We start from the raw sequence: 14622 nt of genomic DNA, 5'->3' as shown, positions 1-14622 counted from the left end.
GAAGTGAGCGAGAAGGGCGAAGCCGGCGTCGACGTACTCCGGCGATGAGTGGGCACGCGCGGCGTCCGCGACGGCGCGGAACCGCTCCGCCCCCTCGGCGATGTCGGCGTCGGAGCACCGCGGCAGGGCGAGGTGCATCGTCATGGCGATCATGTGGACCGCGTAATCGCGCATGTCCGCCATCTCCTGCTCGGTAGGAGTGGTCACGCGGGTGAAGCGATGGGGCGCGATCTCCACCAGGCGGATCGCGGCGAGACGCTGCAACGCCTCGCGCACGGGGGTGCGCGAAATGCCCATGTACGCCGCGAGCTCGACGTCGCGCAGACGGTCACCGGGCCGGAGGCGGCCGTCGACGATCGCCTCGCCGAGGGCTGCGTACGCCTCATCGACGAGGGCAGAAGGCTGACGCCGCTCGTCCACAAGCGGATTCTATGACGGCCGGTTATCACAGATCACCGTCATATGTGAAGAATTCTCAGCTTTCGTGTCGCGCGAACGACGTGCGCGGCGGTACAGTTATCGCCGTCACGCCTCGCGTGACATATCCGGGGGGATCCGTCGACGCCCGGGCTTCGAGCTTCTGCTCAGCCCGGGCGTCGTATGGGCTTAAGGCAACGTTTGTGTCACGAGCCCGTGCGCCGCCGGGGTCCCTGCCGTTACCGTGGGCACAGACCGGCGCGCTCGGCGTCGGCGCGAGCGGGGAATGGCACGTCGATGAGCACGCAGGGCACGGTCAAGTGGTTCAACTCGGAGAAGGGTTTCGGCTTCATCGCTCCCGATGACGGCGGCCAGGACGTCTTCGCCCACTACAGCGCGATCCAGGCGGGCGGCTACCGCTCGCTCGAAGAGAACCAGCGTGTCGAGTTCGACGTCGCCCAGGGGCCCAAGGGCCTGCAGGCGGAGAACATCCGCCCGCTCTGACCCGTCGCGACGCTCACTTCCCGGGCCGCACCAGGTCGAGACCCGCGGCCGCGAACTGCCGCAGCGTCGCGTGGGGAAGGAATGCGCGTGTGAGCGCGGCTCCGATGCGGGTGAGGTCGGCCTCGTCCCGGTAGAGCAGGTACATGGTCTCGTAGCGCGGGTGGAACTTCTGCTTGAACCGGTGCAGCGACGCGAACCCGTACACGGGCTCGAGCAGGGCGGCCATGCGCTGTTGCAGATCGGCGATCGCACCGGCATCCACGGGGTATTCGTGTGCGAGCGGGGCACCCGAGAGCGACAGCACGTCCGCGCCCTCCGCCGAGAAGTGCTGAGCCGATGATCCGATCAGGAACTCCATCACCGGGCCGAACCCGCCGTCGCGGCGGCGCATGAGGTCGAGCGTCCATCCCCGCACCCGCCCGTCGCCGCAGATCGGCAGCCACGACAGGAAACCGTCGACGTCACCGGCGGGGGAGACGGCCAGCGCGATGCGCACTTCGGGGTCGGCCGCCTCGTGCAGGGTTCCGAGGGTGAAGCCCATCTCGGGCAGGCCCTTGTCTCCGACCCAGCTCTCGGAGATGGACCGGAGCTGCTGACGAACGCCCCACGTCTCGTCGGCGAGGCGGGAGAGGCGGAACGTCATCCCCTCGCGCTCGGCGCGATTCAGTGACGTGCGGACGGCGCCCCACGCCTTGCCGGTGAACTGCAGCCCCGCAAGGTCGACGATCGTGTCGTCGGCGACGACGATGCTGCGCCACCCCTCGGGAACGGCGGCGCGTGTCTGCTCACCCGCGCTGAAGAAGCACGGCGCGAGACCGGCGTTCTCGGCGCGCTCGATGAAGGCTCGAACGGTCGCGGCGCGTGCCTCGTCCGGGCCGAGCGGGTCGCCGAGCGCGAGCGCGACCCCCGACCGCCGCTGGAAGGCGACGATCCCGCGCCCGAACCGGGCGTACGACATCCCCTCCCACGTCGTCATCCAGGACAGGGTGCCCCCGCCCGTCGCGCGCAGCTCCGCCTCGACCTCGTCGACACTCGGTGCGGGGGCGTCGCCGAGAGCAGCCTTCGGACGCGCGCGGAAGGCAGCCCGCACGAGCACGAGGTACACGAGGGCGACGACCCAGGTCGCCGACGACGCCAGGCTGATGGTGAGGTCCAGATCGAGGGATCCCTCGACCCCGCCGAGACCGACGATCAGCACCAGCAGCCCGACCGCGAGCAACAGGAGGGCGTTGAGGATGCCGTACAGCACCAGCAGCACCCACGCCCACCGGCGTCCCCGCCGGATGCCGTTCGCCACCGTCAGCACGATGACCGTGTTGACGGCCACGTCCACCCACGAACCGGAGACCGGGTCGGAGCTGCCGAACGGTCCGGTGGTGGGGCTGAGGTAGGTCAGGATGTCGATGGCGCCCAGACCGCAGACGGCGACGAAGGCGATGAGGCGCTGTTCCCGCACCGGCACCCTCTGCGGCCGAAGCGACCGATCGACGACCAGCACGATCGCGACGGCGATGAGGTGCTCGAGGTCGTTCAGCGAGCCCCAGTAGAGGAACGTCACCGAGAGGACCGCGATCAGGACGGTCCACGCCCGCAGACGCCAGGGCGACGGGAGCAGCGACACGGCCGCCGCCAGGCACGCAATCACCCCGGGCGACGGGCCGACGTCGAGCGCTCCGGCCTGCTCCTGTGCCCACGGCCAGGGAAGGAGGGCGGCCGGCCACAGCAGCGCAGAGGAGATCAGCACGGCGCCGAGCTGCCCACCCGCGAAGTAGGAGAGGGCGACGCGCGATCCGCGGCGGAACTCGAGGTAGCCCATGCCGCTCAGCCCCACCATGATCGGGGCGTACAGCCACGGCGTCGAGACGAAGAACGTTCCGGTGAGCGGCGTCCACCACCGGCCGGCCTCGAGGGCGGGAAGACCGTAGGCCACGGTGTCGTGCAAGGGCGACGTCGCGAACGGTGTCCAGAGTCCCGTGGATGCCACGCCCACGGCGAGCAGGACGAGCAGAAGCGCCGCGGTGGCCGGGAGACGGCGGGCGATGTCGGCGACGCGACGGACGGTGACGGGCTGCCCCATGCCGCTCACCATATCGGGGGCCGGCTCGGGACCTCAGCCCTTGGTGACCGCGTGCCACGCAGCACGCGCCGAGGCGAGCGCCTGGAACGCGTCCTGTGCGGAACGCGCGGCCGCCAGTTCGCGGCGTGCCGCGTCGAGGCGCAAGCGATCCTCGATGGTTGGCGCGTCCGCGAAGGCCTCGGCCGCGGCGACGGCCGCACGCGCACACGCGAGGGTTCCGGGCAATGCGGCGCGCGCGGCCTCGAGCCGCCGCCGCGCGCTCGGCACCTCGCCGAGCACCTCGTCGCGGGTCTCGCGCACGCGGGCGACGACCTCGATCGCCGCGCGCGGTCGGCGCTCCGCCGTGGAGCGGAGGTCGGCGGCAGCGGCGCGCAGCCGCTCGGCGGCGTCGGGCGCGACCTCGGTGGGGCGGTCGGCGGCGATCTCGAGAGCCGCCGCGATCTCCGCCTGTGCGGCAGCGACCTCCGCGGCGGCGTTCTCCGAGGCCTGCAGAACGAAGCGGTGCGCGTCCTCGACCGCGCGGAAGAGGCGCTCGGCCCGCCGAAGAGCGATGGATGCCTCGAGCACCTTGGCATCCGCGTCCTGGCCGTCCAGCGCCGCGTCTGCGCGCGCGAGCGCCGCACGGGCTTCACGGTCGGCGCGGTCGGCATCCGTCCACTCCCCGTCGTCGAACCGCGGCCGGGCCTCGGTCACGAGTCGGGCGGGATCACCGGACGTGCGGGCGATCTCCTCACGCCGCGCACGGGCCGCGGCGGTTCGCGAAGCGGGGGTGCCATGTGTGCGCGTCCACTCGGAGAAGCGCTCCTGCGTCGCGTTCACGGCGGTGATCCGCCGCTCGAGGTCGTCCCGGAGCCGGACGGCGTCGGACCGACGCTGCGCGGGGAGCCTCGTCGAGGTCGCCAGTGCCGCGACCTCGACGAAGCCGCGGTCGCGTCCGCGGAGCGCCGCCGCTCGCCCGCGCCGGAGGTCGGTGGGCGCGTCGTCGGCGTCGGCCGCGTCGAACGCCGCGTCGAGCGCGGTCGCCGCATCGTCGAGTCGCAGCAGCGCCTCTTCCGCGGCGGTGCGAGCGTTCGCCGCGGCGACGGCGGCGCGCGGGGACCGGCGTTGCGCCCGCACAACGATCACGACGACCGCGGCGACCACCAGTGCCGCGAGAAGAGCGATGGACGTCGGTAGCGCCCAGGGGAGGTCAGACACCGCGGAAGGAACCGGGGTCGTCGTCCGACACGAGCAGGAGCGCGCGGAGTTCGTCCGCCGTGTCGACGGCGGCCTGGGCGCCGTCCGCCTCGTGCGGCCAGCTGAAGCCCCAGCGGACGAAGATCACCGGCACACCGGCATCCGCCCCACCCTCGACGTCGTGGTGCCGATCACCGATGAGGACGGGGCGCGAGGTGTCGTAGCCGCGGACCTCCAGACGACGCAGTGCTTCGCGCACGATGTCGGACTTCGCGCTGAGGGTGCGTTCGTCGGGGCTTGCCCCGACCGTCGCCTCGAGGTCGGATGCCAGGCCGAAGTGATCCATGAGCGCGACGACCTGCACCTCGGGCTTCGAGCTCGCGGTCGATTGGGGGACGCCGGCGGCGTGCAGGTCGTGCACGATGTCGGCGACACCGGGGTACAGCTGCGCGCTGCCGGTGTAGCCCTCGTTCTTGTTGAGCGCGCGGTAGAAGGTGACGGCCTCGGTCGCCTGGTCGGGCGTCATGCCGACGTTGACCTGGAAGGACTCGAACATCGGCGGTCCGATCCAGTGCGACAGCTCGCCGCGGGTGGGCGGCCTGTGCCCGAAGTGCTCGAGGGTGGCGGTGAGGCGGCGGAGGATGCCCTCGGATGCATCGACGAGGGTTCCGTCGACGTCCCAGAGGACGCACGACCAGGGGGAGCGCACGGGCATGGGCTCCACGCTACCGGCCGCGTCGGGTGCGGGCCGCGCGCTCGCCGGCAGGGACGCCAGGGAGGGGACAACCTTCAGCGAGGGGAGGACCCGGATGCCACGTGGCATCCTCCGCTCCCCGTTTCTCCTCCGCTCTTCGCCCCGAGCGACGCGGGCAGTGGCTCAGAACAGCCGCCGAGCCCCCGACTCGATGCCCTTCATCTCGTCGTAGTCGAGGGTGAGGCAGCGGATGCCGCGATCCGTGGCGAGCACTCGGGCCTGCGGCTTGATCTCCTGCGCGGCGAACACCCCGGTCACCGGTGCCAGGAGCGGATCGCGGTTGAGAAGCTCGAGGTAGCGCGTGAGCTGTTCGACACCGTCGATGTCGCCGCGGCGCTTGACCTCGATCGCGACCGTGCCGCCGTTGTCATCGCGCAGCAGCAGGTCGACGGGGCCGATCGCCGTCGGGTACTCGCGGCGGACGAGCTTCAGGCCCTCGCCCACCACCGAGACCTGCTCGGCCAGCAGCCGCTGGAGGTCGGCTTCGACGCCGTCCTTGATGAGGCCGGGGTCGACGCCGAGGTCGTGCGACGTGTCGTGGATGACCTCGTAGATCTTCACGACCAGTGCATCGCCGGACTTCTTGTGCGTCACACGCCACTGCTGCGTGACACCGACGCTCGCGGCATCCTCGTCCGGCTCTTCGACCGTCAGCGTGCAGGGCGGGCTCATCCAGTTCAGGGGCTTGTACGAGCCGCCGTCGGAGTGCACGAGCAACGACCCATCGCCCTTGTGCACGAGCAGACGCGTGGCGAGGGGCAGGTGGGCGGTCAGTCGACCGGTGTAGTCGACCGAGCAGCGGGCGATGACGAGACGCACCCGACGAGCCTAATCGCGCTGAGAGGCCTTCTCGGCCTCGGGCTCCGCGACGACGAGGGGCTTCGCGGCTCCGGAGAAGAGTCCGGATGCCACGATCAGGCCGACCACGATGAACAGGGTGTTGAGCAGCCCGATGTGGTCGCCGATCCAGCCGAGGATCGGGGGACCGCACAGGAACGCGACGTACCCGATGGTGGCCGCCGCGGCGACCCGGGAGGCCGCCTTGGCGGGGTCGTCGGCGGCGGCGGACATGCCGATCGGGAATCCGAGCGAGGCGCCCAGGCCCCAGAGGGCGGCACCGATGAACACGAGGGGTCCGAACGGCGCGACGATGAACAGGAGCAGGCCCGCGGCGGCGGTGACGGCGAGGATGCGCAGCACCCACACGCGACCGAACCGATCCACGACGGGGCCGCCGACGAGCCGTCCCGCGGTCATCGCGACCGAGAACACCGCCAGCACGGCGGGGCCCGCCTCCTCGGGCGCGCCGTGGCCGAACACGACGGCCGACGGCAGCCAATCGTTCGCGCTGCCCTCGGCGAAGGCCATGCCGAGCATGATGACGCCGAGCGTGTAGGTGCGGGGTTCGCGCCAGGCGGCGAGCGAGCCGGCGAGGCGTTCGCGCCAGTGCGCGCGCTCCTCGGCGGCCGGGGCGTCCATCGCGATCTCGCGCGCGGGCACGTTCGCGATCGCGGCGAAGGCCACCACGGCGATGACGATCCCCATGGCGACGCAGTGCGCCACGACGCCCACGCCACCGCGGACGGCGAGGAAGCCGATGCCGGCGCCGATCACGGTGCCGAAGCTGAAGAAGGCGTGCAGCAGCGGCATCACCGTGCGGCCGGTCGCCTTCTCGAGCGCCGCGCCCTCGACGTTCATCATGACGTCGACCGATCCGTTGCCGAACCCGAACAGCGCGAGGCCGACGAGGGCGACGCCGAACAGCTGCAGGGTGTCGGACCCCAGGCCGATGATCACGACGCCGACCGCGACGAGCAGCAGGGCGATGAGCATCCCCCGGCGTGCCCCGAGCCGCGCCATGATCGCGGGCGCGACCGTGAGTCCGATGATGGATGCCACGCCCATCCCGAGCAGAAGCAGGCCGACGCCCGAGTTCTCGATGCCGAGCGACTCGCGGATGGCCGGTACACGGGAGGCCCACGTCGAGATGCTCAGCCCGCTCGCGAGGAAGATCGCGCAGATCGCGACGTACCAGCGCACGAGACGCGAACGGGTGAGCGTGTGTTCCATGCGGCAACAGTAACCACGAAACGCCCCGCGGATCGAATCGATTCGAGCGCCAAGCGCGCCGGGAGGTACGATCAGGCGGTGAGCACGCGCCGCGCGACCATCAGCGACGTCGCCCGTGAGGCGGGCGTCTCCGCCTCGACGGCCTCGGTCGTCTTCAGCGGCAAGACGCCGACGTCCGACGCGACCCGGGCCCGCGTCCTCGCCGCAGCCGAGAAGCTCGGCTACACCGGACCCGACCCGCGTGCGGCTTCGCTGCGGCGCGGACGCTCGGGCATCGTCGGGGTCGTCTTCGACCAGCACCTCGGAACGGCCTTCCTCGACCCCGTGACGACCCACATGATGGACGGCCTCGCCGACGGCGTGTCCCGACTCGGGGCAGCGCTCCTCCTTCTGCGCGACGACGGCGTGACGATCAGTGAGCCGTCGCTGCACACCGCCCCTATCGACGCGGCCGTGCTGATCGGGTGCAGCCCGCGCATGGCCGATTCCCTCGAGGTCGTGCGGGGGCGTGGCATCCCGGTCGTGGTCATCGAAGGGGATGCCGGTGAGGGAATCCCGCGCGTGCTGCTCGACAACGTCGAGGCTCAGCGTCAGGCGGCTCGGCATCTCGCCGATCTCGGGCACACCGACGTCGTGATCGTCACCCTGCCGACCGACGTCGAGCGGCGCCGGGGATGGATTCCCGCTGACGCTGCGATCCGCGTCGACATCACCGCAGACCGTCTGGCCGGTGCGCGTCAGGTGTTCCCCGAGGCGCCGGCGCTCGCCGCCGCGAACAGTTCGATCGACGAGGGGGCCATCGCCGGCCGCACGATCTTCGCCGACCCCTCACGTCGTCCCACCGCCGTGATCGCGCAGAGCGATCTGCTCGCCGCCGGTGTCATCCGTGCCGCCGAGGAGGCGGGTCTTCAGGTGCCGCACGACGTCAGCGTGACCGGCTTCGACGGCGTCGTCGTCGACGGCCTCGCGCCGCACGTACTCACGACCCTCGTGCAGCCGGCCACGGCGAAAGGCCGTGCTGCCGGCGAGGCGGTGGCGGCGATGCTGGAGGACGAAACGCCCGCCGGCCTCGACCTCACGTGCGCGTTCCGGGAGGGTACGACGACCGCGCCCCCGCATCGCTCGTGAGGTTCGCCGCACGGGAGGACGAATGCTCCCGGTAGAATAGACCGGACACCCCGAGAGCCCGGGCATCAGCCCGTCGACCCCGAGGAGGCCCTATCGTGTTGGCGATCCTCGGTGCGTTCGCTCTCGTTCCGCTCGTGCTGCCCTTCCTCGTGGCCAAGATCGGCGCCCGCGCCTTCTTCGTCGCCGCGCTCCTGCCCGTCGCCGCGTTCGCGCACGCCATCGTGCTCGCGCCGTCCGTCTTCGCGGGCGACATTCCCTTCGAGGAATACGCCTGGATCCCGGGTCTCGGAGTCTCGCTCTCGATGCGGATGGACGTCCTGGGGTGGCTGCTGACGCTGGTCGTGACCGGTGTCGGAGCGCTCGTCATGCTCTACTGCCGCTGGTACTTCCGCGGCAAGACGCAGGGCGTGGGGCAATTCTCGGCCGTCCTCCTCGCGTTCGCGGGCGCGATGTACGGTCTCGTGCTGACCGACGACATCGTCGTGCTGGTCATGCTGTGGGAGATCACGAGCGTTCTGTCCTACCTGCTCATCGGCTACTACCACGGTCGCGCGGCGAGCCGCCGCGCCGCTCTGCAGGCACTGCTCGTGACGACGCTCGGCGGCCTCGTCATGCTGATCGGCGTCGTGCTCCTGGTCGTACAGGCGGAGACGACCAGCCTGTCGGCGATCCTCGCCGATCCCCCGGTCGTCAGCCCGGTCGTCGACGTCGCGGTGCTCCTCCTGCTCGTCGGTGCCCTCAGCAAGTCGGCCATCTTCCCCTTCCACTTCTGGCTCCCCGGCGCGATGGCCGCCCCGACCCCGGTGAGCGCCTACCTCCACGCCGCCGCCATGGTGAAGGCGGGCATCTACCTGATCGCGCGCCTGGCCCCCGGTTTCGCCGACACCCCGTTCTGGCGTCCCACGCTCATCGCGTTGGGGGTGTTCACGATGCTGCTCGGAGGATTCCAAGCCCTGCGCGAACGCGACCTGAAGCGCATCCTCGCCTTCGGCACGGTCAGTCAGCTCGGCTTCCTCACCGTCATGCTCGGGTACGGAACACGCGATGCCGCCCTCGCGGGCGTCGCGCTGCTCCTCAGCCACGCGCTGTTCAAGTCGTGCCTCTTCCTCATCGTGGGTGTCATCGACCGCCAGCTGTCCACACGCGACATCGGCGAACTCTCGGGCGTCGGCCGGCAGGCGCCCGTCATGGCGACGGCGGCGTTCCTCGCGATCGCGTCGATGGCCGGCGTCATCCCGACCCTCGGCTTCGTCGCCAAGGAGACCGCGCTCACCGCGCTGTGGCACGAGGCCACCGCGGGCGCGGGATGGGGGATCGTCGCGCTCGTGGGCGTCGTCGCCGGCTCCGCCCTGACGGCGGCCTACGGCATCCGGTTCCTCTGGGGAGCCTTCTGGACCAAGCGGTCCGTCGAGCGCACCGAGTGGCCCGACCCGCCCATCGGCTTCCTCGCGTCGCCGGTGCTCCTGGGCGGCGCCTCGCTCGTGCTCGGATTCCTCGCACCGATCGTCGACGTGTGGCTCGCGCCGTACGCCGACACCGTGCCGGAGGCCACCGCGGGCGTGCCCGTGCCCGAGTACCCCTACCATCTCGCGCTGTGGCACGGTCTGGAGCCGGCGCTTTTCCTCTCGCTGGGGACGCTCGCGCTGGGCGCGGGCATCTTCTGGCTGGTCCGACGCACGCAGCTGCACACGCGCAAGCGTCTGCTGCCCTTCACGGCGAACGACGCCTACAACGTCGTCCTGCGCGGGATCGATCGGACGTCCGAGTGGACGACGGCCCGTTTCCAGCGGGGATCGCTCCCGTTCTACGTCGGCACGATCTTCGTCGTCCTCGTCGTGGCCGAGGGGACCGCCCTCCTGGCCTCCGACGAGTGGCGCGCGCAGCTGGACGCGTGGCATTCGCCCGCGCAGCTCATCTCGGCGCCCATCATGATCGCCGCCGGAATCCTGGCCGTCCGCGCGCCGAAGCGCTTCACCGGTGTCGCCCTCGTGTCGGTGACCGGGCTCGGCATGGTGGTGCTCTTCGCCACGAGCGGAGCCCCCGACCTCGCGCTGACACAGGTGCTCATCGAGACCATCACCCTCGTCGCGTTCGCGCTCGTGCTCCGGCGTCTCCCGGCCCGGATGGGAGAGCACAACGCGTCGGTCGCCCCGCTCGCCCGCGCCGCGCTCGGCGTCGGCGTCGGACTCACGATGGCCCTCGTCGCCATCGTCGCCACCGGCGCGCGGCAGGACCCGCCGATCTCGCTGGAGTGGCCCCCCCTGGCCTACGAGATCGGGCACGGCCGCAACGTCGTCAACGTCGCACTCGTCGACCTTCGCGGATGGGACACGATGGGCGAACTGTCGGTGCTCATCCTGGCCGCCACCGGCGTGGCATCCCTCGTCTTCATCACCGACCGCAGCGACAACCTCTCGCGCCGGAGCTCGGGAACGTCGCGCAGCCGTGTGGGCCTCGGCCGTCGCCGCCCCCTGGTCGAGACCGACAGCGGTGTCCGCGCGCAGCGGGCGGGAGAATCCGATGCGCCGCGGGCGTGGCTCGTCTCGGGGGCGAAAGTGCAGCCCGAGAACCGCTCGATCATGATGGAGATCATCATCCGCGTGCTGTTCCACGCGATCATGCTCATCTCGATCTACCTGCTCTTCGCCGGTCACAACCTCCCGGGCGGCGGGTTCGCCGGCGGTCTCGTCGCGGGCATGGGACTCGTGATGCGCTACATCGCGGGAGGACGGTGGGAGCTCGGTGCCGCCGCCCCGACCGACGCCGGACGCCTGCTCGGTGCCGGCATGGCCGTTGCGGTGCTGTGCGCGATCGTGCCGCTGTTCTTCGGGTTCGCGCCGCTGCAGAGCTTCACGTTCGAGGGCGATCTGCCGCTCATCGGCCACTGGGAGTTCGTCACCAGCACGATCTTCGACGTCGGCGTGTACCTCGTGGTGATCGGTCTCGTCCTCGACGTGCTCCGCAGCCTCGGGGCCGAGGTCGACCGGCAGTCCAAGGACGCCGTCGACACCGAGGCGGTGACCGTGCCGTGAGCGTCTCCCTCGTTCTCATCATCGTCATGGCGGTGCTCTTCGCCTGCGGCGTGTACGCCATGCTCGAGCGCAGCCTCACGCGCGTCCTCATCGGGTTCCTGCTGCTGGGCAATGCCGCCAACCTGCTGCTGCTCATCGTCATGGGGCAACCGCGCCTCGCCCCCTTCTACGACGACGGACGAACCGACCCGGCAGAGATGTCCGATGCCCTGCCGCAGGCGCTCGCGCTCACCGCGATCGTCATCACGTTCGGCATCTCGGCGTTCCTCCTGGCCCTCATCTACCGGTCCTGGCAGCTCGGTCAGGCCGACACGGTCGTCGACGACGCCGAAGACATCGCGATCCGCGAGCGCACGGCATCCGAGCCCGAGGATGCCATGGACGAAGAGTCCCGCTCCGATGACGACGATGTCACGACGGACTTCGTCGGCGACGTGGTCTCGCCGATCCGCGTCCTGCAGCAGGGCGACCTCTCGCACCTCGTCGACGACGCGCCGGTCGACCGCGTGGCGGTGGGCCGCGACCGGCCGCAGGGCGACACCCGGAGTCCCGAGGGATCCGAGGGCGGCACCCGAGACCCGGAAGACGGTGATCGCGCGTGAGCGCCCTGGTTCCCCTGCTCGTCGGCATCCCGCTGTTCGGTGCCGCCGTCAACCTGATCTTCGGCCGTCGTCGGCGTATCCAGATCGCGGTGTCGGTCATCTCGCTGACGACCGTCACGGTGCTCGCGGCGGTGCTGCTCGTCGTGGTCGACACGACCGGGCCCATGGCCGTCGCCATCGCCGGGTGGGACATCCCGCTGGGGATCGTCCTGTACGTCGACGTGCTCGCCGCGCTCCTGGTGATGGTCACGAGCGTCGTGCTGCTCGCGGTCCTGCTGTTCTCGATCGGCCAGGGTGCCGCCGACAACGACCAGGACACTCCGGTCTCGATCTTCTACCCGGCATACCTCATCCTCGGCGCGGGCATCTTCAACGCCTTCATCGCCGGCGACCTCTTCAACCTCTACGTCGGCTTCGAGATCCTGCTGGTCGCCTCGTACGTCCTCATCACTCTCGGGAGCACCGAGTCGCGCATCCGCACGGGCGTCGTCTACATCGTCGTCTCGCTGGTGTCGTCGATCCTGTTCCTCGCCGCGATCGCGATGGTCTACGGCGCGCTCGGCACGGTGAACATGGTGCAGATCAGTGAACGGATGGCCCAGCTCCCGCAGGACATCCAGACGATCCTGCATCTCATGCTGCTCCTGGCGTTCGCGATCAAGGCCGCCGTCTTCCCGCTGTCGTTCTGGCTGCCCGACTCCTATCCGACCGCCCCGGCGCCCGTCACCGCGGTGTTCGCGGGTCTGCTGACCAAGGTCGGTGTCTACGCGATCATCCGCACGGAGACGCAGCTGTTCGTCGACAACGACCTGAATTTCCTGCTGATGATGGTCGCGCTCGCGACGATGATCGTCGGCATCCTGGGCGCCGTCGCGCAGGCCGAACTCAAACGCATCCTGTCGTTCACCCTCGTGAGCCACGTCGGATACATGGTCTTCGGCCTCGCCATCAACACGCCGCTGGCCGTGGGGGCGACGATCTACTACATCGTCCACCACATCATCGTGCAGACGACCCTGTTCCTCGCGGTGGGCCTCATCGAGCGGCGCGCGGGGAGCACGTCCATCCTCAAGGTCAAGGGGCTCATGCGGGCCGCCCCGGTGCTGGCCGTGCTCTACTTCATCCCGGCCATCAACCTCGGCGGACTCCCGCCGTTCTCGGGCTTCATCGGCAAGTACGCGCTGTTCGACGCCGCGGCGCGGGTGGGGACGCCGGTGATGATGGTGCTGATCGTCGGCGGCATCGCGACCTCGATCCTGACGCTCTACGCGCTGATGCGGGCGTGGAACCTGTCGTTCTGGCGCGAGGAGAACGACTCCGCGGAGACGATGGAGCGCATCGCCTACCTCGGCAACGCGCCCGCCGCCGCGATCTCGACCGAACGTCGGACGATCCCGCGGATCATGACCGCCGCGACCGCGGGAATGGTGGCCGTCACGATCGCGCTGACCGTGTTCGCCGGTCCGCTCCTCGACGTCTGCCTCCGCGCCGGCGAGCGGATCGCCGAGGGCATCACCCTCGTGCAGCTGCAGGGAGAGGGGGCCGAAGAGTGAGTCCGGACCGCCGGTCGCAGATCGGCTTCTTCGTGCAGCAACTGCCCTTCTTCTTCATCCTCGTCGCCCTGTGGATGCTGTTGTGGGGGCAGCTGACCTGGCTGGCGTTCCTCACGGGCGTCGGCGCGGCCGTGTTCGTGACCCGCGTGTTCCGGCTGCCGCCCGTCGATCTGTCCGGCCGTTTGAACCTCTGGTACGGGTTCGTCTTCGTGGTCACGTTCCTCGCCGCCGTCGTCCGCGGCTCGCTCGTCGTCGCGTGGCAGGTGCTCGATTTCCGTCGCGCCCCCGGGGCGGCGATCATCGCGGTCCCGCTGCGCGTCGACGACGACGTCATCATGGCGCACACGGCGGTCACGGCATCCCTCATCCCGGGCTCGCTCATCGTCGACGTCGACCGCGAGGGCCGCACGCTGTTCCTCCACACGATCGGAATCCGCAGCGACGAGGATGCCGAACATCAGCGCCGCGTGGTGCTCGGCTGGGAGGCTCGCATCACGCGTGCCGTCGGCTCGCGCGAGCAGCTCGCCGATCTCCGGCGGCAGATCGCCGAATCCGACGCCCACGCCCACCTCGGGGCCGCCTCGCCCCGCGACGGACGGACTCCGCTATGACCGCCCTCGTCGTCGTCATCCTGATCGTCTTCGCCGTCGCCGCGGTGCTGGCGCTCATCCGACTCGTGATCGGGCCGTCCATCCTCGACCGCGCCGTGGCGGCCGACGTCCTGCCGACCGAGGTCGTCTGCATCCTCGGGGCGGACATGGTCATCAACCATCACACCCGCTCCCTGCCCGTGATGCTCATCATCGCCGCCGTCGGCGTGTTCGGATCGATCGCCGTCGCGCGGTTCGTCGCACGGAAGGAGAACCCCCGATGACCCTGGAGTCGGTCCTCGACGTCGTCGCGCTCGTGCTCGTCCTGATCGGTGCGGTGCTCTGCCTGACGGCGACGATCGGGCTTGTGCGCTGGCCCGATGTGCCCTCCCGCCTCCACGCGGCGACGAAGCCGCAGGTGCTCGGTGTGCTGCTCATCGTCATCGCCGTGGAGTTGACCCTCCGCTCGTGGGAGGCCCTGGCTTTCGGCATCCCGATCGTCCTCATCCAGTTCGCCACGGCGCCGCTCGCCGCGCACATGGTCGGCCGCGCCGCCTACCGCAATCGCACGATGGACGAAGCAGGCCTCTACGTCGACGACCTGCAGCACCGCACGGAGGAGGGCGGCTCGATCGCCGCCCCGTCGCGCCCCGAGAGCTGACGCCCGCGGGGCTGCGGCGCGGCATCCCTCGCAGTGATGAACGCTGTTCCTCCTCAGA

General features: G+C 70.5%; 14 protein-coding genes. 8 read left to right on the top strand and 6 right to left on the bottom strand.

Translation table 11 applies throughout. The features are described from left to right. Positions 1-420: GntR family transcriptional regulator (locus D8Y23_RS10675; protein WP_164878212.1), on the bottom strand; the 420-nt coding region annotated here is incomplete at its 3' end. Between the two features lie 294 nt (positions 421-714). On the opposite strand from D8Y23_RS10675, the gene D8Y23_RS10670 reads away from it, so the two are divergent. Then, positions 715-921 carry a cold-shock protein gene (locus D8Y23_RS10670; RefSeq protein ID WP_128218122.1) on the top strand — a complete coding sequence of 69 codons (207 nt, stop codon included), beginning with the start codon at positions 715-717 and terminating at the stop codon, positions 919-921. Between the two features lie 13 nt (positions 922-934). On the opposite strand, the gene D8Y23_RS10665 is transcribed toward D8Y23_RS10670, so the two are convergent. The 5 genes from D8Y23_RS10665 to D8Y23_RS10645 form a co-directional block, all read right to left on the bottom strand. Continuing rightward, on the bottom strand, positions 935-2998 hold the full coding sequence (locus D8Y23_RS10665; protein WP_128218121.1) for a bifunctional lysylphosphatidylglycerol flippase/synthetase MprF: 2064 nt from the start codon (positions 2996-2998) through the stop codon (positions 935-937). Between the two features lie 33 nt (positions 2999-3031). Beyond that, complete coding sequence (locus tag D8Y23_RS16825) at positions 3032-4195, bottom strand: hypothetical protein (protein WP_164878211.1); 1164 nt, start codon at positions 4193-4195, stop codon at positions 3032-3034. Further along, on the bottom strand, positions 4188-4889 hold the full coding sequence (locus D8Y23_RS10655) for an HAD hydrolase-like protein (protein WP_128218120.1): 702 nt from the start codon (positions 4887-4889) through the stop codon (positions 4188-4190). The genes D8Y23_RS16825 and D8Y23_RS10655 overlap by 8 nt, the downstream gene beginning before the upstream one ends. Positions 4890-5051: 162 nt before the next feature. Continuing rightward, the gene (gene nucS / locus D8Y23_RS10650; protein ID WP_128218119.1) at positions 5052-5747 is read right to left on the bottom strand and encodes an endonuclease NucS; all 696 of its coding nucleotides are present in this window, start codon (positions 5745-5747) and stop codon (positions 5052-5054) included. A 9-nt stretch (positions 5748-5756) separates the two neighbouring features. After that, the gene (locus D8Y23_RS10645; RefSeq protein WP_128218118.1) at positions 5757-6998 is read right to left on the bottom strand and encodes an MFS transporter; all 1242 of its coding nucleotides are present in this window, start codon (positions 6996-6998) and stop codon (positions 5757-5759) included. A gap of 78 nt (positions 6999-7076) precedes the next feature. Here D8Y23_RS10645 and D8Y23_RS10640 point away from each other — a divergent pair, with 78 nt between their 5' ends. From D8Y23_RS10640 to mnhG, 7 genes are all read left to right on the top strand, one after another. Continuing rightward, on the top strand, positions 7077-8126 hold the full coding sequence (locus D8Y23_RS10640) for a LacI family DNA-binding transcriptional regulator (RefSeq protein WP_128218117.1): 1050 nt from the start codon (positions 7077-7079) through the stop codon (positions 8124-8126). A gap of 95 nt (positions 8127-8221) precedes the next feature. Next, complete coding sequence (locus D8Y23_RS10635) at positions 8222-11158, top strand: Na+/H+ antiporter subunit A (protein WP_128218116.1); 2937 nt, start codon at positions 8222-8224, stop codon at positions 11156-11158. Then, the gene (locus D8Y23_RS10630; protein ID WP_128218115.1) at positions 11155-11760 is read left to right on the top strand and encodes a Na(+)/H(+) antiporter subunit C; all 606 of its coding nucleotides are present in this window, start codon (positions 11155-11157) and stop codon (positions 11758-11760) included. The genes D8Y23_RS10635 and D8Y23_RS10630 overlap by 4 nt, the downstream gene beginning before the upstream one ends. Then, complete coding sequence (locus D8Y23_RS10625) at positions 11757-13313, top strand: Na+/H+ antiporter subunit D (RefSeq protein ID WP_128218114.1); 1557 nt, start codon at positions 11757-11759, stop codon at positions 13311-13313. The genes D8Y23_RS10630 and D8Y23_RS10625 overlap by 4 nt, the downstream gene beginning before the upstream one ends. Continuing rightward, the gene (locus tag D8Y23_RS10620) at positions 13310-13924 is read left to right on the top strand and encodes a Na+/H+ antiporter subunit E (protein WP_128218113.1); all 615 of its coding nucleotides are present in this window, start codon (positions 13310-13312) and stop codon (positions 13922-13924) included. Before D8Y23_RS10625 ends, D8Y23_RS10620 begins: the two co-directional genes overlap by 4 nt. Next, entirely contained in the window at positions 13921-14187 is a 267-nt protein-coding gene (locus D8Y23_RS10615) for a monovalent cation/H+ antiporter complex subunit F (protein ID WP_128218112.1), read from the top strand. The genes D8Y23_RS10620 and D8Y23_RS10615 overlap by 4 nt, the downstream gene beginning before the upstream one ends. After that, entirely contained in the window at positions 14184-14564 is a 381-nt protein-coding gene (mnhG, locus tag D8Y23_RS10610) for a monovalent cation/H(+) antiporter subunit G (protein ID WP_205797025.1), read from the top strand. The genes D8Y23_RS10615 and mnhG overlap by 4 nt, the downstream gene beginning before the upstream one ends. The last annotated feature ends 58 nt before the right edge of the window (positions 14565-14622 follow it).

Source organism: Microbacterium enclense (genome assembly GCF_004022425.1).
GTDB classification, from domain to species: Bacteria; Actinomycetota; Actinomycetes; order Actinomycetales; family Microbacteriaceae; genus Microbacterium; species Microbacterium enclense_A.
The sequence above is the reverse complement of the archived record's forward strand: the minus strand, read 5'-3'. Positions and strand labels throughout refer to the sequence as shown.